The 18,566-nt window shown below is 43.4% G+C and carries 21 protein-coding genes; 7 read left to right on the top strand and 14 right to left on the bottom strand.

From position 1 onward, the window contains the following. Positions 1 to 330 precede the first annotated feature (330 nt). From NPE20_RS24280 to NPE20_RS24255, 6 genes are all read right to left on the bottom strand, one after another. A complete protein-coding gene (locus tag NPE20_RS24280; RefSeq protein ID WP_256541300.1) occupies positions 331 to 1,272 on the bottom strand; it encodes an MFS transporter in 942 nt (313 codons plus the stop codon). 26 nt (positions 1,273 to 1,298) lie between these two features. Next, on the bottom strand, positions 1,299 to 1,916 hold the full coding sequence (locus NPE20_RS24275) for an MFS transporter (protein ID WP_256541299.1): 618 nt from the start codon (positions 1,914 to 1,916) through the stop codon (positions 1,299 to 1,301). An 81-nt stretch (positions 1,917 to 1,997) separates the two neighbouring features. Continuing rightward, positions 1,998 to 2,975, bottom strand: coding sequence for a thioredoxin-disulfide reductase (gene trxB / locus NPE20_RS24270; protein WP_256541298.1), 978 nt, complete (start codon positions 2,973 to 2,975; stop codon positions 1,998 to 2,000). Between the two features lie 73 nt (positions 2,976 to 3,048). After that, complete coding sequence (locus NPE20_RS24265; protein ID WP_256541297.1) at positions 3,049 to 3,471, bottom strand: OsmC family peroxiredoxin; 423 nt, start codon at positions 3,469 to 3,471, stop codon at positions 3,049 to 3,051. Between the two features lie 404 nt (positions 3,472 to 3,875). Further along, on the bottom strand, positions 3,876 to 4,484 hold the full coding sequence (locus NPE20_RS24260) for a Crp/Fnr family transcriptional regulator (RefSeq protein ID WP_256541296.1): 609 nt from the start codon (positions 4,482 to 4,484) through the stop codon (positions 3,876 to 3,878). Between the two features lie 157 nt (positions 4,485 to 4,641). Beyond that, the gene (locus NPE20_RS24255; protein ID WP_256541295.1) at positions 4,642 to 5,127 is read right to left on the bottom strand and encodes a hypothetical protein; all 486 of its coding nucleotides are present in this window, start codon (positions 5,125 to 5,127) and stop codon (positions 4,642 to 4,644) included. Between the two features lie 141 nt (positions 5,128 to 5,268). On the opposite strand from NPE20_RS24255, the gene NPE20_RS24250 reads away from it, so the two are divergent. Next, positions 5,269 to 6,045: an NUDIX hydrolase gene (locus tag NPE20_RS24250; RefSeq protein WP_256541294.1), complete on the top strand. Its 777-nt coding sequence runs from the start codon at positions 5,269 to 5,271 to the stop codon at positions 6,043 to 6,045. Positions 6,046 to 6,395: 350 nt separating this feature from the next. After that, positions 6,396 to 6,965 carry a redoxin domain-containing protein gene (locus NPE20_RS24245; protein WP_256541293.1) on the top strand — a complete coding sequence of 190 codons (570 nt, stop codon included), beginning with the start codon at positions 6,396 to 6,398 and terminating at the stop codon, positions 6,963 to 6,965. A 631-nt stretch (positions 6,966 to 7,596) separates the two neighbouring features. Here NPE20_RS24245 and NPE20_RS24240 read toward each other — a convergent pair. The 4 genes from NPE20_RS24240 to NPE20_RS24225 all read right to left on the bottom strand — a co-directional run bounded on the left by NPE20_RS24240 (position 7,597) and on the right by NPE20_RS24225 (position 11,037). Then, positions 7,597 to 8,019, bottom strand: coding sequence for a HipA domain-containing protein (locus tag NPE20_RS24240; RefSeq protein WP_256541292.1), 423 nt, complete (start codon positions 8,017 to 8,019; stop codon positions 7,597 to 7,599). 208 nt (positions 8,020 to 8,227) lie between these two features. Continuing rightward, on the bottom strand, positions 8,228 to 8,857 hold the full coding sequence (locus tag NPE20_RS24235; RefSeq protein ID WP_256541291.1) for a hypothetical protein: 630 nt from the start codon (positions 8,855 to 8,857) through the stop codon (positions 8,228 to 8,230). Between the two features lie 43 nt (positions 8,858 to 8,900). Continuing rightward, complete coding sequence (locus NPE20_RS24230) at positions 8,901 to 9,971, bottom strand: alkene reductase (RefSeq protein WP_256541290.1); 1,071 nt, start codon at positions 9,969 to 9,971, stop codon at positions 8,901 to 8,903. Between the two features lie 82 nt (positions 9,972 to 10,053). Next, on the bottom strand, positions 10,054 to 11,037 hold the full coding sequence (locus tag NPE20_RS24225) for a helix-turn-helix domain-containing protein (RefSeq protein ID WP_256541289.1): 984 nt from the start codon (positions 11,035 to 11,037) through the stop codon (positions 10,054 to 10,056). A gap of 384 nt (positions 11,038 to 11,421) precedes the next feature. On the opposite strand from NPE20_RS24225, the gene NPE20_RS24220 reads away from it, so the two are divergent. Beyond that, entirely contained in the window at positions 11,422 to 11,727 is a 306-nt protein-coding gene (locus tag NPE20_RS24220) for a cupin domain-containing protein (protein WP_256541288.1), read from the top strand. A gap of 183 nt (positions 11,728 to 11,910) precedes the next feature. On the opposite strand, the gene NPE20_RS24215 is transcribed toward NPE20_RS24220, so the two are convergent. After that, positions 11,911 to 12,276 carry a winged helix-turn-helix transcriptional regulator gene (locus tag NPE20_RS24215; protein ID WP_256541287.1) on the bottom strand — a complete coding sequence of 122 codons (366 nt, stop codon included), beginning with the start codon at positions 12,274 to 12,276 and terminating at the stop codon, positions 11,911 to 11,913. An 87-nt stretch (positions 12,277 to 12,363) separates the two neighbouring features. Here NPE20_RS24215 and NPE20_RS24210 point away from each other — a divergent pair, with 87 nt between their 5' ends. Continuing rightward, positions 12,364 to 13,317 carry an NmrA/HSCARG family protein gene (locus NPE20_RS24210; RefSeq protein WP_256541286.1) on the top strand — a complete coding sequence of 318 codons (954 nt, stop codon included), beginning with the start codon at positions 12,364 to 12,366 and terminating at the stop codon, positions 13,315 to 13,317. Between the two features lie 360 nt (positions 13,318 to 13,677). On the opposite strand, the gene NPE20_RS24205 is transcribed toward NPE20_RS24210, so the two are convergent. The 3 genes from NPE20_RS24205 to NPE20_RS24195 all read right to left on the bottom strand — a co-directional run bounded on the left by NPE20_RS24205 (position 13,678) and on the right by NPE20_RS24195 (position 15,124). After that, positions 13,678 to 14,484 carry a HipA domain-containing protein gene (locus NPE20_RS24205; protein WP_256541285.1) on the bottom strand — a complete coding sequence of 269 codons (807 nt, stop codon included), beginning with the start codon at positions 14,482 to 14,484 and terminating at the stop codon, positions 13,678 to 13,680. A 120-nt stretch (positions 14,485 to 14,604) separates the two neighbouring features. After that, on the bottom strand, positions 14,605 to 14,931 hold the full coding sequence (locus tag NPE20_RS24200) for a HipA N-terminal domain-containing protein (RefSeq protein WP_256541284.1): 327 nt from the start codon (positions 14,929 to 14,931) through the stop codon (positions 14,605 to 14,607). Continuing rightward, complete coding sequence (locus NPE20_RS24195; RefSeq protein ID WP_090463249.1) at positions 14,921 to 15,124, bottom strand: helix-turn-helix transcriptional regulator; 204 nt, start codon at positions 15,122 to 15,124, stop codon at positions 14,921 to 14,923. Before NPE20_RS24195 ends, NPE20_RS24200 begins: the two co-directional genes overlap by 11 nt. A 1,353-nt stretch (positions 15,125 to 16,477) precedes the next feature. Between NPE20_RS24195 and NPE20_RS24190 the strand changes: the two genes are divergently transcribed. From NPE20_RS24190 to NPE20_RS24180, 3 genes are all read left to right on the top strand, one after another. Further along, complete coding sequence (locus NPE20_RS24190; protein WP_256541283.1) at positions 16,478 to 17,434, top strand: helix-turn-helix domain-containing protein; 957 nt, start codon at positions 16,478 to 16,480, stop codon at positions 17,432 to 17,434. 396 nt (positions 17,435 to 17,830) lie between these two features. Further along, positions 17,831 to 18,118 carry a hypothetical protein gene (locus NPE20_RS24185; RefSeq protein WP_256541282.1) on the top strand — a complete coding sequence of 96 codons (288 nt, stop codon included), beginning with the start codon at positions 17,831 to 17,833 and terminating at the stop codon, positions 18,116 to 18,118. Positions 18,119 to 18,218: 100 nt separating this feature from the next. Further along, a complete protein-coding gene (locus tag NPE20_RS24180) occupies positions 18,219 to 18,551 on the top strand; it encodes a hypothetical protein (RefSeq protein WP_256541281.1) in 333 nt (110 codons plus the stop codon). Positions 18,552 to 18,566 lie beyond the last annotated feature (15 nt).

Genomic DNA, 18,566 nt, shown 5'->3' with positions numbered 1-18,566 from the left:
GATTTAAAAACTAAGAAAGCGCCATATCTATCAGGCATAGAATGGCGCTTTTTTATGAGGGTACGCTGTACAGCTTCGGGGCCGTTTTCAATGATCGGGATCTGGCGGCCACCTGCATGGAATTTTTACTTCCGGAACCTCGGGCTGATAAGGTTGTACAATTTCTTCAGGCGGCCGTAAATAAAGAAAAACCCATTATTTAGGGAGTTGTCGCTGAAATAGCGTACAATACAGATCCACAGGCCGGCAATTACTGCCTTTTGCCAGGATAAATAGCCTGCTATTAAAGGCGATTCTGCCGCGGAATGATCCGCGTGCAGAACCCAAAGATCAGTGAGCACCAGCATCCGCGAATGAAATTTTACGGTTAGACTGTTTGACGAAGATGATCACAAAGGGGACACAGAGTAAAAACAAGGTGCCTACCCATAAAAATACATCCATATAGGAAAGCAACGTTGACTGGCTTTGAACAACACCCTCCAGCGAATTATAGGCGGCTTGCCGGGCACCGGCCGCATCGAAACCACGTGCCTGGAACTTTGCGCTGAGCAGGGCTATCCGCTGCTGAACTGCCGGATCAGTGGCCGATATATGACTGATGAGCGTAACCCTGTGCTGCTGCGTTTGGCGGGAGACAAAAGTAGAAATAAGTGCCACACCAAACGATGCGCCCAATTGCCGCACCATGCCCGAAAGCGCGGCCCCCTGAGCAATCTGCTTTCCATCTAAGGTGGATAAGGAGATATTGGTAACCGGCACATACATCAGGCCTAAACCAAGCCCGCGCAAAATGAGTACCCAAAACAGGTTTCCGCTGCTGGTTTGTAAGGTAAGCAAGTGATACGACCAGTAACCGTAAATAAAGAATACGATCATTCCTGCAACAATCAGGTATTTTTCCCGCATGCCGCGCTGGATCAGCTGGGCTACTACCGCGATGACAACGGCGACAAAAATAGTCCCCGGCAGTAACAGTAACCCGGATTGCAACGCCGTCCATCCTAACAGTGACTGGGTATAGAGCGGCAGGACGAAAGTGGTTCCAAACAAACCGAACCCTATGATAAAGGTGAGGATAACGCCGATCCTCAGATTGGTATTCTGCAACACGCGCAGTTCTACAATGGGGTATTTATATTCCAGCTGTCGCCAGATAAAACAAATAATACCCAAAACCGCGGAGATACTTAGGATGATGATCAGCTTGCTGCTGAACCAGTCGTCTTCCTGGCCTTTTTCAAGTACATATTGAAGAGATGAAACGCCCACTGTAAGCAAAAATATGCCAAGCCAATCTACCTGGTTCGCGGGCGTTTCTGTTCAAACACTGGGCTGCGTACGTATTGCAGCGCCAATATAGCTGCCAAAATACCCACCGGAATATTGATATAGAAAATCAGCCTCCATGAAAAATTATCAACAAGGTAACCACCGAGGGTAGGGCCGATAGTGGGGCCGATAATGATGCCCAATGTATATATACCTTGCGCGATGGCCCTTTTTTCTTTTGGCCAGCTTTCCGTAATGATGGTTTGGGAGGTTACCAATAATGCACCGCCGCCCAATCCCTGTATAAAGCGGAAGATCACCAACTCCCAGATATTTGTGGCGTTGCCACATAGGAACGAACAAATGGTGAATATAAGTACGGAGGAGGCAAAATAGTTCCGACGGCCAAACTGCTGCGAAAGCCAGCTGGTCATGGGGACTATGATCACATTGGCCAGTGAATACGCGGTTATCACCCAGGCAATTTCATTTACCGTGGCACCAAGGTTACCACGCATGTCGTTAAGGGCCACGTTAACTATAGTTGTATCGATAAGTTCAAGCAGGGCACATATCACAGCGGTAACCGTAATAATTATCCGCCTGAAACCATACTCTGTAAGTGAGTTTTCTAAAGTTTCCATAGATGTTTTTTTTATAAATGCGAAAGCTTATTCCATAAGGAATAAGCCTTTGCACCTGGTTAATTGAAATAATGGCGGACCTCAATTGACGAGGGATTCAGTTTTTGTAATCCCTGTTGCTGATGCCTCCCTGGCAGCCAGGTATCGCTCTGCATCCAACGCGGCCATACAGCCTGTTCCGGCTGCTGTGATTGCCTGCCGGTAAATATGGTCCTGGGCATCACCTGCGCAGAATACCCCGGGGATATTAGTATGGGTTGTACCGGGTATGGTTTTGATATACCCCGTCTCGTCCATGTCAAGCGTTCCTCTGAATATGCCTGTGTTTGGTTGATGCCCGATGGCTACAAATAAGCCGGTTACCACTATTTCAAGCGGCCGTTGCGTGAGGTTATTCAGCAGGCTTAAACCGGTTACATTTACACCATCTCCCAACACTTCCAGCACTTCTGTATTGTACAGGATCTCGATATTCGGCGTATTCCGTACGCGGTCGATCATTGCTTTTGATGCACGGAATTCATCCCGACGCACCAGCATGTAAACTTTGTTCACCAGCTTGGCCAGGTAAGTGGCCTCTTCTGCCGCTGTATCACCTGCGCCAACAAGAGCTACGTTTTGCCCCCGGAAGAAATAACCATCGCAAACAGCGCAGCCCGACACACCAAAGCCATTGTATCTGGCTTCAGATTCCAGACCAAGCCACTTTGCGGAGGCTCCTGTGGAAATGATGACGGTATCAGCTGTCACCGTAGTTTTATTATCTATAGTCACCTGATGGAGCTCATTATCAAAATTCACGGCGCTTACGTAACCGAAACGAATGTCCGTTCCGAAGCGGATTGCCTGCGCCCGGAAATCTTCCATCATGTCGGGCCCAAGTATCCCGTTTGGATAACCGGGAAAATTCTCTACTTCGGTTGTTTGGGTAAGTTGCCCGCCAGGGTTCATGCCGGTGTACATTACCGGATTTAAGCCAGCCCTTGCGGCGTATATAGCAGCGGTATAGCCCGCTGGGCCCGATCCGATGATCAGGCATTTAATATGCTCTGTTTCCATGATATTGAAATTGATTTGATTAAAGCGGCAGCTTTCACGGCTGCCGCTTTATAACCAGTTTTGCAAAAAGCTATTACCGATAACTTACAGTAAGTTCAATCTGCACACCGGCTAATGCTTTTGAGATTACGCAATTGGTTTTAGCCTGTAGGGCGATCTCCTGGAATCCGTCAAATGACAGGCCTTCAATTGCTGTTGCAGAAAGCTCAAGCTCGATCAGGCTGATAGAACCTGTGGCCATATCTAGTGTAACCGCAGCCGTAGTGTTAAGCTCGCCGGGTTGAAATTTTTGCTGAGATAATGCGTATGCTAAAGCCATAGTAAAGCAACCTGCATGTGATGCCGCAAGTAATTCTTCCGGATTGGTGCCGATGCCTTCTGCAAAACGGGTGTTAAATGAGTATTGTGTTTGATCCAGTACCTGGCTTTGAGTAGATAGGATACCATGACCTATTTTAAGGTCGCCTTCCCAAAAGGCTTTTGCTGTTCTTTTCATTTTTTTAAACTTTTGTTGGGTCAAAAGTCTGCTTATCAGAAGGTCGATTTTTTCACTTAAGTTAATCCTGCAGCAATAAGCTGTCATCAAAATGTCTTAATCGGCAAGGCAGCCAAAATGCACGTGGGAACTGTAGCTTAGTATCCTTGCCGAAAGCTGCAGGCACTTATTTACCGTGTATTCATCAGTATGTTTCTTACCAATAGAGATTGCATAAATGATCTATTATGACCAGATTTAAGGAGGAGTTAATTAAATATTTTACACCGGCAGGTAACTGCCAATGCAGGATTGTCTACATAGCCCGAGTGACGTTATGCGGCTAACAAAACTTAGTTTAGGAGCTGTTCCCGTTTATATGTATTCTTAACTGGCGGTAAGATTAGGTGTGAGGCGTTATCAGGTTATTGAGTTGGTAATGCGTTACTCTTTTTCAATCGTTTTCTGATCCTGCTCAGTGACGGATTGGTTATACCAAGAAAAGAAGAGATGTGGTAGGATGGGATCCGCTCAACAATATTAGGATGTTCCTCCAATAACCTAAGGAACCGTTTCTCATGAGAGAAGAATACAAATTCCTCGGTACGTGACTGGGCGTAGGCAAAAAAAGTTTCTGCCAGCAGCCTGCCGAACTTCCCCCAATTCGGATTTCTTTCATACAGGCTGTTGAGGTCCTGATAAGAAATGAAAATAACCTCCGAATCTTCCATAGCTTCGATAAAATACCAGCAGGGGTTTTGCGAGATAAAGCTCCGGAAGGAAACGACGAACTGGTTTTCCGAGAAAAAGAAAAGATTCTTTTCCTCCACACCATTCGGTTCCCGGTAATAAATACGGAATATGCCTTTGACTACCAAGCCGAGATCATTGCAAACCATACTTTGCATGTTGAAAAAATCCCCCTTGGCAATTTTACGTGGCTTCCAAAACGCCTGGCTTTCGGCAATATCCTGTTCTGTTAACGCTGCGAAGTTTCGCAGGTGATTGGCTAATATTTCATTTTTTTCTATCATCGCATCATCTTTGATTGGTCAAAAAAGCACACGTCAACGTGCGTAAAACGGAACAAAATTCGGTGTTGAGAACCGGTTGAATTTTAACTTAAGTTAAATTCAACCGGCAGAATGACCATGTCTTAAATATTTTTCTTAATCGCGCCGAGCGAGCATATTACTTATTTTCTTTTCTGCGTACACCCTTGGCAGTAAAACCCGCTAAGTTACCTTTTACATTATCGTCGTCAACCGGGTCTATTGTCAATTCTACATCATAGCCCTGGGTCGTGTAGGCGATAATTGCCTCTTTTTCCTTTTCATCTATCTTGGTGATTTTTGCTGTTTCCTTGCCGGTTGAATCCTGTACTACTCCACTCAACTTACCGTCTTTTCTTTCAAGGGCGAAAGTCAGTTTTACATCGCCGTATGGTGTTCCGTACACCATTACGTCCCACTTACCTGGGTAGTAATCCTTCGTTTGAGCCCGAGCAGACACAACAGCGAACAGGCTGAAAACTATCAGGAACATTGTTTTGAACTTTTTCATGTTGATTTTAATTTTGAGTGTCGTTCTTTTATCGGTTAGTATAATGTTGCCGCTATCTCCGCCGGAGCTAATAATTACCAAATCATATATATCCGAAGCGTTTTTTGGCTGCATTGTATTTAAGTGATCAGTAATTCATAAACCCATTTAGTGAATTTCACAAAATAAAGGTAGAAATAAGAATTGTCATTTAGTTAATTTCACTAAATAAATTTTAAACAAAGATTTTGCCATCCGAAAATGTTAGTTTTGAGCATGCAAACGGAAGAAGAGTTCAAGGATTTTATACTAAACGGGCATCTGCATTATATTCCCAACGTATCCATTGACTGTGCAATTTTTGGCTATCATGAGTACCAGCTCAAATTACTGCTGATCAGACATAGAAATTTGGATAGCTGGAGCTTGCCTGGTGGTCATATTAAACGCACAGAAAAACTGCTGGAAGCCGCTAACCGTAATGTTAAGGTCCGCACGGGAGTTGATAACCTCTTTTTGCAGCAGTTTAAAACCTTTGGTGATCCTGGCCGCATTCCATTTGAAAAATTCGACAAAAAAAAATGGCTTGAAATTACGGGCCTTGCATCGTGGGAGGGCAACTGGCTTATGGACCAGACCATTTCTGTTGGCTTTTATGCGATAACTGATTTTTCCGAAACTATACTTCAAACTGATATCAGTACCGGAGCGTGCGCCTGGTTTGACATTGGCAGCTTACCGCCTTTGGAGTTTGACCACGACGAAATAGTGCGGGATGCCCTGTATGCCATGCGTTTGCATCTTTATCACTATCCTATCGGCCTGAATTTACTTCCTGAAAAGTTTACATTGAGCGAAATTCATGCATTGTATGAAACCTTGCTTGGAAAGAAGTTAGACATCAGCAATTTTCCCAAAAAATTGATTGCGCTCAAATTGTTGAAAAAATTGGATGAAAAGCGAAGTATCGGAGCGCATCGTTCCCCTCATTTGTACAGTTTTGATAGAGAGAAATATGAACTGGCTTTGAAAGAGGGACTGGTATTAAGCTAAATGATGATGGCGTTAAAAGCGAACGCCTTGTCCTCAAATTCCAACCCCGATTGAAGCTCCGGGGGCAAATACAATGCGCCGGATTCCTACGGCAGGCTGATTAGATCATATTCAATATTTAACACGTATTTACCTCAAGGTGTTTTTGATCACGACATAATCAAAAACGGCGGATACGCAATTTCTCTATGCTGTTGTAATCGTTTTGCTGTGGCTCAAATTCCAAAAAGAGGAATTGATTAACTTAAGTGAAAAATGATGATGGCAAATTATCTGAAGTTTGAGAAGAATAAAAACAGAACATTTAGTAATTCCGCAGGCGATACCTGGGAATCAAAAGCGCGATCATTATGCCATTAATTGAGTATCAACAAGCCCCCGACTTTCAGGCCACAGACATTTTTGGGAATCCTGTCAGCATCAGTGCATTAAAGGGAAAAAAGATTCTGCTTTCATTTTACAGGCATGTGGCATGTCCGTTCACCAACCTTCGTTTTCTCGAACTCCAGGAACTGGATAGCTATTTTAGTGAAATGGGTTTGTTTGTGCTGGCTGTTTATGAAAGCAGCAGCAAAAATCTTCAGAAATTCGCCTATGATGAGGCATTTTATGCCCGGATGATTGCTAATCCGGAATATGACTTATATTCCTTGTACGATATTGAGCAAAGTACGCTGAAAGTTCTTTATTCTATGTATATGGGGGCTTATGCCAAAAGTCAAGAAGGGCAACGAAGATTTAAAAAGAGTTTCTGTCCGGAAGGCCGTAAGAATACTTTAGGGGGTGATTTTCTTATAGGGGAAGATGGTGAAATCAAATACGCTTATTATAACCAGTACCTGGGTGATCATCTGCCGGTGAAGGATATCATACGCTTTTTAAATAACGATAAAATTGAAATCAGTAGAAGATATTGCTAAGGCAGTTAAATGACCACTCAAGATAGCTTATATATAATCGTATAAAGCATTGGACATAAGCTATCTTGAATAAGATGAATTTAAAAAATGATCTTTGATGATATATGGAGATTATGATGAATGAGACCACACCATTTCGGCGCAAGCAAACTACTGGTAGTAAAAAAGCGGTAGTTATTTCACCGATCCCATCTTTACAAGAGATTATCCGGGTCTAAGGGACGGTAGAGGGATGTACGAGAAAGGCAACAATCAATGTAATTATCGCTGCAAACATTATGGACATCCATCAAAATTTGGCATTGAATACGTTTATTCATGATGGAAATCCGAGCACCGGAATCCGATGAATTAGTTGCACAGTATTAAAATGCCGGAGTCCAGTTCGGAGTATGAAGGGTGTGCTGTTTGAGCGCTTGTGAACAACCGAGCCTTATTCAACGCTTAAGCAACAAAAGCGCTTAGCCGGATCAAATGTCAAGGGCGGGCCAACCGCTGGAAGCGGACACAACGGCCCGCTTGTGCACCCTTGACCTTTGACTCTGGTGGGCTATCTTCGCGACTGCGGTGAATAAGGATTTTATTTTTTTCTCACAGGAAAGGACGACCTATAATATGTAAGAGCGATTTGTCAATTAAACAACGGTTGCTTTTTATTCCAAATTTCCTGGTATAGTTCCTTTTTTTCGGCACTCAGAAAAGATGCTGTAACCATCTCACTAACTCCCTTATTACCGGAGGAAAATTTGTTATAGGTATTCCTAACGGCGGTTTCAGGTATATTCATACTTCTTGCCAAGATATCAAAATCAGATAAACTGATCTTTTTCTTTTTGCCGTTTATTGTCAGGGCCAGTTCTTCATCGTCCTTTGGATTAACAAGATTCACGTTGAGCAGATCATAGGCAGGACTTAGACTTACACCTTCGTCTGTATATAGTACAGCAAAGTTCTTCAAGTGCATATCATTGTTGCCTGTCAAAAAAGAAAATAACACCAGTTCAAAATAAGTCATGAAATCAAACTCCGGCGTGGCGGTAAAACTAAAGACCATTAGCTCATAGTGTCTTGATAACCGAATTTAGGAATATTACAGGAAACCTTAGCATCCTGCAGGCTATTTAAGCAATATAGTGATCATGCAAACGCCGTTCTGTTCATTGGGTACCGGCACGCCGTCGGTAGCGGCAAACAGGTCCTTATAAAATTGCGAACCCAGTTAAGGAATAGCTTCGCCTATCTTAAAGTCAGGGTTTTTTAACCTATTTTCTCTTTGTGTATTCGTACCTGTGAGCAAGCCAGCTTTTGCCGCTGCCGTCAGCCAAAATAAAATGCTGTTCTTTGATAACATGGTTGGGGGCTTCAAAGTTGATGGTTTCGTCCATTCGCAGCATTTGACCAGTAACTGATGTACCCTTACCGGCGATTGGAAATGGGTCAAATATTAGCCTGATCTTACTTTCTTGACCGCGGTCGAAACTTGCGGCAGGCATTAGCCCAACCGGAACCCTGATATCCATAGAAATAGATCTCCAGCGGCCCTCGATCCTATTAAAACTAATGTATTCTATCCTTTCTACGGGAGAGTTGGCTGCTCCAGGTGCTGCATACATAAATTCCTGTAAAACAGAACCTATCATTTGTCTCCGGGCAATTAGCTTTGTATTGTAAACAGGTTTTGATGTAGGTGAACTCCATATGGTTTCCTTTACATCGAAGTTTCCCTGCAATAATTTCAATACAGCGTTTTCTTTTCCAAGAGAACTTACAGATTTCTCAGCCAACGATAATTGTTGAGCATTAACATTCCCGGGTAAAAATACAGGCAGTATAATAGTCAGCATCAGTGCCCGTAAATAATCAATAATATGCTCTTTTTTTATTTTTTTCATGATTTTTTTAATTGAGTTATAACATTTAAAGCATAACACCGAATCAATTGAATAAAACCGGGTAATCGGTATAACCTTTAGCACCTGGTGTATACGAGGTAGTAAAATCAGGTGCGTTCAGTTCTGCTCCGTCTATAATGCGTTGCTCCAGGTCCGGATTTGCTAAAAATGCCCTGCCAAAGGCGATAAGATCTGCATCTCCTTTATTTAATTCATCTTCGGCCTTTTCCGCAGTAAAGGTGTTACAATAAATAATTGTCCCCTCAAATTCAGTACGGATCGCTGCCAGAGTTTGTGCGGGTACCTGCGGATTGATACTGATGTGTATGTAGGCAAGTCCGATGCGGTTAAACTCCCGACTTAAATGAATGTACGTTTCCTCCGTAGCATCGGCATCATAAACTTGCAGGTCGCCAAGATTGGAATTTGGCGAGATCCTGACACCGACTTTTTCTTTGCCGATAGCGTCAGCTACGCGTTGAGCCACCTCCAGGGCAAACCTGGCCCTGTTCTCTATCGTCCCACCATAAATATCTGTGCGGTCATTTACATTCGGGTTAAGGAACTGCTCAATAAGGTAGCCGTTTGCCGCGTGCAATTCTACACCATCAAAACCTGCGGCCATAGCGTTCTTAGCAGCAGTCACATATCCGTTGATCACATCTTTTACGTCTTCGGTAGATAAGGCTACCGGAATAGGGTAATCCTGCATACCAATAGTATCGGTGTGCATTTGCCCTGCTGCCGCTATAGCCGATGCACCTACTACCTGAACGCCTTCGGGCAGGTTTGCATGGTGGCCGATCCGGCCGGTATGCATTAATTGCAAAAATATTTTGGTGTCGTTTTGATGTACGGCAGTTGTCGTTAATTTCCAGCCTTCAATTTGTTCAGGTGAAAAGATACCTGGAATTCGGGCGTAACCCAATCCTTCCGGAGTGGGCGCGGTACCTTCCGTAATGATCAAACCTGCCCCCTTGCGCTGGCTATAGTATTCTGCCATCAGGGCGTTTGGTACATTGCCGATAGCACGACTGCGGGTCATTGGGGCCATCACTAAATGATTCTTCAAATTCAGGGATTGGCTATTGTAAGGCATCAGTAACTTTTTCATATCGTTTTTTTGTTTTAAATGATATGTCAAAGGTCAGTAGGATGCCGGAGGTAAAATAGCGCGTCGCGCCTGAAAAATAGTCCTATCCGCCTGACGCGTATTTTTTAGGCTTTTGCTGATGGTGCCGCTCGAATAAGCGGGTAAAATGGCTTAAATTACTAAAGCCTAACTGATAGCCTGCCTCACTCACCGAGTAATTTTTATGTTTGAGCAGGTAAGCGGCTTCTTCCATACGGGCCGTTTGATAGTAATTGTAAATGCTATCTCCAAATACCTGCCGGAAAAGATCCCTCATTTTAGTTTCGCTTAGACCGCCCAATTTAGCCAACTCAGGCAGGCTGGGAGGCTGACTAAGATCGCTGAGTATCGCTTTACGGATAATGGCCAGCTTTTCTGCATCAGCTTTATTAACAGGGCTATGTCCGGTAGATTGGCGATTGTGCAGTTGGTTAAAAACGTCATACAGTAGCGTTTCCGCTTTAAGGCGATAGTAAAAGCCTGCAAGTCCGTTCTCTGACTGTGGTTCCGATAGCTGTTTGAGCGTCATTTGTGTTTCGGTCCCCATACTTTCATAAAAAAGAAATGATTCTTTGGGGTTAACAATGGTATCGATCAAACGATCAGGCCGATTCATTTCCAACAAGCCCTTAAGGCGTGTGGCACTCAATCCAATCACGGTAAAATAGATCTCCATATTAGCCGGGAAAGTGATCAGCGAGTCTAAATTATTAGAGGCGATTTGTATGGCCATATCATTATAACGACTAAAGCTCCGTTGTTCTGCATCGTTCGTAATCAGGCTTACCGGTTCTTCATTATTATAGAAAATTACGCTGATAAAGCTTGCTGGTTCTTTTGAACCTATCCGTTTCAAGATCAGCTCCTGTTTGAGCCGGTACCGGTGGATCAGCAAGCGAAAATCGTCATTTAGGTCAACTCGGCGTACAAACCCCTCGCCAAGAGATGAAGGGATTTGCAGTTCGTTATTAACCACCGGAACTTTTAGTGCCTCAGCAAATGCCGTTAAAAAGTTAAACTGTGGCTGGGTAACAAACTCTATCAACATATTTAGTAATGGCTTACTTAGTGCTCATTTTTGCTTTATAATTCTCTCCCGGTGCTTGATCCCCCAGGCCGACATCTCGTTATAAAACAAGAAAAGAAACAATTAACATAACTTATTCATGGCCTGAATATTGTAACGCAACTTCAACTTTTGCATATCGCAACATGCATGTCCGATTGGACTATTTTATTGTCCAATCGGAATATTTTTAATAAGCGGCTAACCCGATCTTTGTTTTACATCTGATATATACATTATGGAAAACCAAAAAAGAGTCCGATAACCGTCGGCAATAAAGGAGGTAAGATATTCTTTGTTGTCGGAGATACTTACCGTATCCTGGTCGGTGGTGCCGAAACCAATGGCGCATTTACAGTAATAGATATGCTTATACCGCCCAACGGCGGCCCGGGTCCCCATGAACATGCACAGATCGAGGACTCATTTTACGTCATCGACGGTGAAATCGAAGTAAGATCAGAATTTGGCAAGTACATTGCCACGAAAGGATCATTTGTAAATATTCCCAAAGGCGGAGTTGTGCATGGGTTCAAAACAAAACAGATAAAATTGCCCATCTTCTCTGTATTGTCGTTCCGTCTGGTCTTGATGCTTTTTTCGAAGAAATTGGCAAACCGGTTGAATATGGCGAGTTTCTTCCCCCGCCGCCGATGGATACTGAGTCGGTAAAGAAATTGCTGGCTATTGTCGAAAAACACGGGCAAAAAATGTACCCTCCGGATTATCTTGATAAAATTTAATACCAGCCCTTTTTTACCGGCCGGTTTTTATACCGGCGTAAACAAATTGCAGCCGAGTTTGGCCTTACGGATGAAAGTCATGTCAGCAGGTTGCTCAGGACGTGAAGCCAGCCTACAAAAATTCACCCTGCTGCCCGGCGATCAGATTGCCCCAGGCGAGGATCGCTTCCAGTGCCGGTACAAAGGTTTTTCCGAAGGCGGTCAGGCTGTATACCACTTTGACCGGCGGCTTATCTCCAAAGACTTTACGCAAAATCAATCCGTCCTGTTCCAGTTGCTTCAGCTGCAGGCTTAAGGTCATTTCCGTAACGGTCTGCATATCCTTCAACAATTCGCTGTAACGTTTGGGTCCGTCCATTAAGTGATACAGGATAACCGTTTTCCATTTACCGCCCACAAGGTCCATGGCCAGGCTGACTGTACATGGATACAGTTTATCGTTCACTTTGAGCATGTCGCCGATACATTCCACTTTCATAGCTGAGGAGACTATCGAATATGATAGTTATTGCAAATCTAATAAACTCTAAATAGTTTTGCAACTATAATTATTATAGTACAAATTATGGCGATCAAAAATGAAGATAAACCGCTCATTACAGTAGTGGGCGTACTAGGTAAACAGGGTTTAAGCGCAGCTAATTCGCTCATTGCCAGCGGGCGCTACCGCGTACGCGGTATTACACGGAGAACGGATGCGGACGCTGCCCGTTTGCTGGCTGAAAAAGGGGTGGAATTAGTAAACATTCCTTTGGATGTCGGCTACGAAGCAGCCTATCGGAATGCCTTTCGCGGGTCGGACGGTGTTTTCCTGCTGACGCCGGGCATCGCGCCCCCTGATACCCATGAATTTGAGTTGGGCAGGCAGCTTGCTGATGCGGCGGTGGCAGCGGGTGTGCACCGCGCGGTCTTCAGCGGACTGGAGAATGTGGAGCAGATCACGGGCGGAACGAAATTCGCGCCACATTTTACGGATAAAGCGCGGATAGAAGCCTATATCCGTACTCTGCCTTTAAAAAGTGCTTTTATCCATATGGCATTTTTTTATACTAACCTGCCGGAATTCTACACACCGGTTCGGGAAGGCGATACCCTGGTGTTCCCAATTTACCTGCCGGAAGAATTCCGTGCGCCGTTTGTTGACCCGCGCACCGCTACGGGGCCTGCTGTCCTGGAGATCTTTGACCATTTCGATCAGTATGAAGGGCGTGTTCTTCCCGTAGTCGGCGAGCTAATCACCCCCGCTGAAATGGTAGCAACCTTTTCACGGGTCACCGGGAAAAAGGCTGTTTATCGCTCTGCGTACCAGCGGGACGAATTCCTTGAGCATTTCCCGGATTTCCGGCCAAATGATCTGCTGGTCGATGAGATCATAGGGATGGTGGAATACGCCGTTGAATATGGTTACTTTGCGCCAGACCGTGATCTGCAATGGAGCGGATCGGTAAACCCCAATACCTCGACCTGGGAACAGTTTTTACGGGATACAGGATGGCAGGGCGAAAGGCGCACTTTCTGATCTTGTCCTAAACCCTGCCTGTGTGTGTGCACAGGCGGGATTTTCTTATCTCGTAACTATGGCATTCCGTAATGGCGGGGCTATGCGCGGTATCTTCTGTGAAGGATGCCGCTGCTGTCCGATTGAACTATAACCGCAGATCGGGCTCATTCATTCGCTTTCCCCCGCCGCTGTGAACCTATTTCTTTGCCATTTTGCCGGCTTATCTGCTTCTCTTCGTCCCTTTCAATATTGTGAAATACGGCCCGCTTGTGCACCCTTGACCTTTGACTCTGGTGGGCTATCTTCGCGACTGTGGTGAATAAGGATTTTATTCTTTTCTCACTGAAAGGACAACCTATAATATGTAAGAGCGATTTGTCAATTAAACAACCGTTGCTTTTTTTCCCAAATTTCCAGGTATAGTGCCTTTTTTTCGGGGCTCAGGAATGATGCTTCAATCATCTTACCAACCTCCTTATTACCGGAGGAAAATTTGTTATAGGTATTCCGAACGGCGGTTTCAGGTATATTCATACTTCTTGCCAACACATCAAAATCAGATAATCTAATTCTTTTCTTTTTGCCGTTTATTGTCAGCGCCAGCTCTTCATCATCTTGTGGATTAACAAGATTTACATTGAGCAGGTCATAGGCCGGACTTAGACTTACCCCCTCGTCCGTATATAGTACAGAAAAGTTCTTCAGGTGCATATCATTGTTGCCTGTCAAAAAAGAAAATAACACCAGTTCAAAATAAGTCAGCGCATCAAAACCAGTTTGAGTGCAGTATTTCAGGATAAGCTTACCGATCTTTTCATAAGAGCCCTTGTATTTATTTTCCGTTAAAAATTCAGAAAGCTGGCAGAAATCTTCCATGTGAACTTTATGGCCTTTCACCCGGTCAAACCTCCGGGCAAGATAAACCAAACTACCGTCTGACGCCTCCATTAAAGTATGATCACAAGTTGGCATTTTAAACAGGCTTGCCAAATGCATGGTCAGATCTTCTGATTGCGGCATTTCCGAAAAATCAGGATGCTGCGGTTTAAGTATGTATTCTCCCCAAAGTCCTACTATAGTCAGACGGTTGTGCTCCTTCGTCTTTTTCAGGGTAACAGAAAGCTTGGGCTGAACTCCGGTCACAGCGATCCTTTCGTTGATGGTCTGTTCGCCCAACGTTTTCAAAAGTTTATTATTCAATTCCAGCTCAGGTACCTTAGCCGTACCAAAAAAACGCTTTGAACATTTTTCATGGAAAGACGATGTACCTGCATCCTGATAACAAAACCAACAATTTGCCATAGCTTAATCTATTTCGGGAATAACCGTTACAGCTCCGATTGCATCCCTGCATGTTAATAGCAATAATTCAAACCGGTCATTGCTTTTGACCTTCCAGTGTGTTGTTGCCAAATCCAGTAGCCAACCTTCCGGTATCAAGCCATCGAAAAAAGCAAACAATACTTTACTTTCATATTTCTGGGTTGACAATGGCAGCGTTAAGCTTACCGGGTTTGCGTTCTTATTCTCTAAATAATCAGCCTGGTAAGTAAATTCGTAACCATCATCAGTCTCCGCAAGTACACCAGCCAGCGTGTCCTGAAAATACACCAAACCTTTCCTACTCATCATTTTTTACTTTTAATACCACTCCGAGTTCTGCGCCAAATAACATCAACACCTGATTCACTTTATCCATTCGCAATGTTGGTTTTCCCTGCTCCATCTCACGAACGACCCTAAGTCCGACTCCCGCTTTAGATGCCAGGTCTTCCTGCGTGAGATTTAGTGATTTCCTTTTTTTCTTCAAATACTCTGACAACATATTTATACCCTTTCGGGTACAAATGTAAATAAAATTTATTAACTATACCCTATCGGGGTCATATTTTCTATTAATGCCATAATTATACCCTATCGGGACTGTATAGTAAAACTGTGCTTGTTTTATCCCCTATCGGGATTAGTGGTTAGTTCAAAAAAAATCCAATACTGGTACTCTAAGTTACCAGTATTGGACGCTCTTTTACCATTCAGATTTTCAAATAACGGGGCCTGATGAATCAGCATCGCTACACACTTTTCCGTGACAAATCCTATAAGTTAAAGTTTTAAATTATTCGATAAACGTTTAGCATATCCCGAACGGATCGTTGAAATTTATGGTGTAAACGGAAAGTGTTTTTGTATTAATGTGTCCTGAATACTATGGTTATTAGGAGAGCGACTTTTCTGTAGGGTTTCTGTCAACAAACAATATTCAGATAGCCAATAATGGGATGATAAAAAGTGCAAAAATATTCGGCGAATAAGAAAAGTAATAAGTCAACCCAATTGTTAATTGATCAATTAACAATTGGCAATGTCGATTTTATCATTTGTTAAGTACGTTCTGAACCATTGTTTATTGACAAAAAGACACCCATACTATAACTTTAACCAGATGGGATAAAACTCACGTTTTAGCTAAAAATTGCGAAAAAAGGGTAGGTAAAGCAACTTCATTTGTGATGTATATTAATCCATTTATTAAGGTAGAACGACCTTTTTTGTAATGTAGATCAACTCATTTTGTAATGTAATCGATTGATAAAAGATTTTCAGGAGCATAACTTTAATCTGATAAAATACGGTGTTAACGCTTTAGCTAAAAATTGCAAAGAAAAGGGTAGATAAGATAAGTGCACGATCATCTGAAATAAGGAAACAGATAAATAGGAGAAAATTAAAAGGATACTTCGCCGGAAGATTCTCCCGATACATATCAGAATAAATGGTTCGGTTATGATGAAACTGCTGTCATAGAGAGAAGATTTTTTTTACAGGGGTAAAGGGTAGTAACTATTTTTTACTTTTTTCATCGCGAGGAACCCCAAAAGAGCCGATTTATGCAATAATTGTTGGCGTTGAAGTGATAATCAGGCAAATTATTGGGTGTTTGCTCCCTTTTTCGCCCCCAAAAGTCACCACCCTTTTACCACTGTTTTCGCATTAAAAAAATGCATTTATTCAATCCGAAAAAAAATATTTACGCATGTCACACTTTTGAATATAAATAACGCCGAGATTAAGCAGCTTAATTAAATAAGCTATTGCAATATTAAAATTATCTATGATTAAACACATCTAAGGCAGACTCCTGATACAGATAGGAGGCAGCCAGATTTTTAGCAAGCCTATGAAAAACCCTATCATCTTATATTTTTCTTCTCCGGTTATTTCCCGGAGCCCCATTCGTCAAAAACCGCCAGGGTACAGTCGTTACCCGGTAAACTATACCGATGCCGAGTTGATCCGACTGGAAGGGGGTACATTACTTCGCCAGTATCATAACCATTACCTGTTTTATATTGAACTGTATGAATTTAACCTGGACAGGGAGTTGTCCCTGAGTTACCAGGTGGATGAACCAGCCCTGTTCCTTTTTTTCATGCTGGAGGGACACATTCGTTTTTCCACTCCAGATGGTACTCTCATTACCGAAGCAGACAAGGGTTCCTGCTATGCTACTTTCAACAAACCAGGCGAATACTTCGGTAGCCTGCAGCCCGGTATTCACCGTATCTTTTACATTGCTCCAAGAATGGAGTGGCTGAAAAAAGATATCGGCCAATATCCCAAACTGAAAGCATTTGTTTTTGACCTCGATAACGGAAGTTCCTTATATGGACATATGCCCAGATGCCCGATAGCAGGACCCATCTACCGGACACTGCTCCAGTTATACGAGCTGAATGATCATAAAGTAACGGATGTTGAAGCAGAGCTGCTCCGGTTCTTCAAACAATTGCTGGCCCAATATGACGAACTGGTTTCAATCAAATTGGAACAACCGGCCTACCGCGTTAAGGACTTCCTGGAAAAAAATTATACAGACTCCGAACTCAGCAACCAAACACTGATCCGCACTTTTCATATCACGGAGAAAACACTGATCGAAAATTTCAAAGAAGAATTTGGCACTACACCACATGCATTCCTGATCAACCTCCGTCTACAGAACGCAAAACGACTGTTTGCAGCGGGCCAACTATCCACCAATGAAGTATATAAGTTAGTGGGATATAAGGATGTGCAAAGCTTCCGTATACAGTTCAAGAAGTTTTTTGGATACCCGCCTTCAGATAGTCTTTAAGGCTTGTTTTACCCCATTCACTTCTTTTTCTCAAAGACAGGCATAAAAAAACTTACCTCCTTTAGTGTTTTTCCATCCTCATTATCTCTGTTTTTTTATGCTTTTGGGGAAAGCAGATACCGAGATTTACTAAATGCAACGATCAATACAGTTGCAAAAATATGCAGGGGAGTACCGGGAGCCGAGCCGCCATTTCCTGGCGGCAGAGCATCAGCAACATGATAGCAGCCCCTAAAGTAAAAACTATCAGTGGGATATCCGGCCGGTACTGTTAAGATGGCACCGGATGCTGATGCATGGAACGCGGGTACAGCGATAAAGTGCACAAACCCAGGATAGGTGACGCCAAGGCTGCGCCGCTGGTGTTAAGTTGATTAACAAGAAAAAATGTAGAGGATGAAAACGTTTGATGCAGCAACAATCAGGGACATGGCAGAGGATTATAACTCAAAGGTCATGCTGGCCGCTATGGCAGCGCTTTGCATCCGTTTTATCCAGAGGTACATGGCAGCATGTCTGTGGTTTTATACCATCAACATCCGGCCTCTTTTTAATCATGCTTACGTCCGAAAGAGAATTACCCACACCAGTGTTCACGACCGTAAAGATGCATTATTCACGAAAAACCCGAATAGCCGTGCCGGGCTATTCGGGCAAATGGAAACAGCAGCACCCAGGGTGTAAAAGTTTCCGGTGAGGCCTGCCTAAAGGCAAAACGTCACATAACTATACGAATATAAAGTTTTTGGAGCCCTTTTTTGCTATTATAAAAAGTTCACCCATTATGAACATTAAACTGTTCAAAAACAAAGTTGTGGCTATAGTAGCCATGCTTACAATTATTTTAGGAGTTGGTGCGGCAGTCGCTATGAAAGTCCCCGAAAAAAAGACGCTGGCCAATCCGTACTGGCAGTATGATGGCAGCGGAAGTGTAACCTCCCCAAGCAATTATGTTGAACTGTCAGGCAGTCCATCTTGTAGTGGGAACGCCAATATCTGTGCAATACAGGCAGCCGAAGATCCTAACAATCCCGGTGAGCCACAAATTGACACAGGCCTGAGCGGACGTATCACTGCTAAAAACACATCGGCCGGAGATGTGTTTCTTAAAAACTAATTTGAGTTAATAAAG

This window comes from Mucilaginibacter aquariorum, from assembly GCF_024498135.1.
Lineage (GTDB): Bacteria > Bacteroidota > Bacteroidia > Sphingobacteriales > Sphingobacteriaceae > Mucilaginibacter > Mucilaginibacter aquariorum.
The sequence above is the reverse complement of the archived record's forward strand: the minus strand, read 5'-3'. Positions and strand labels throughout refer to the sequence as shown.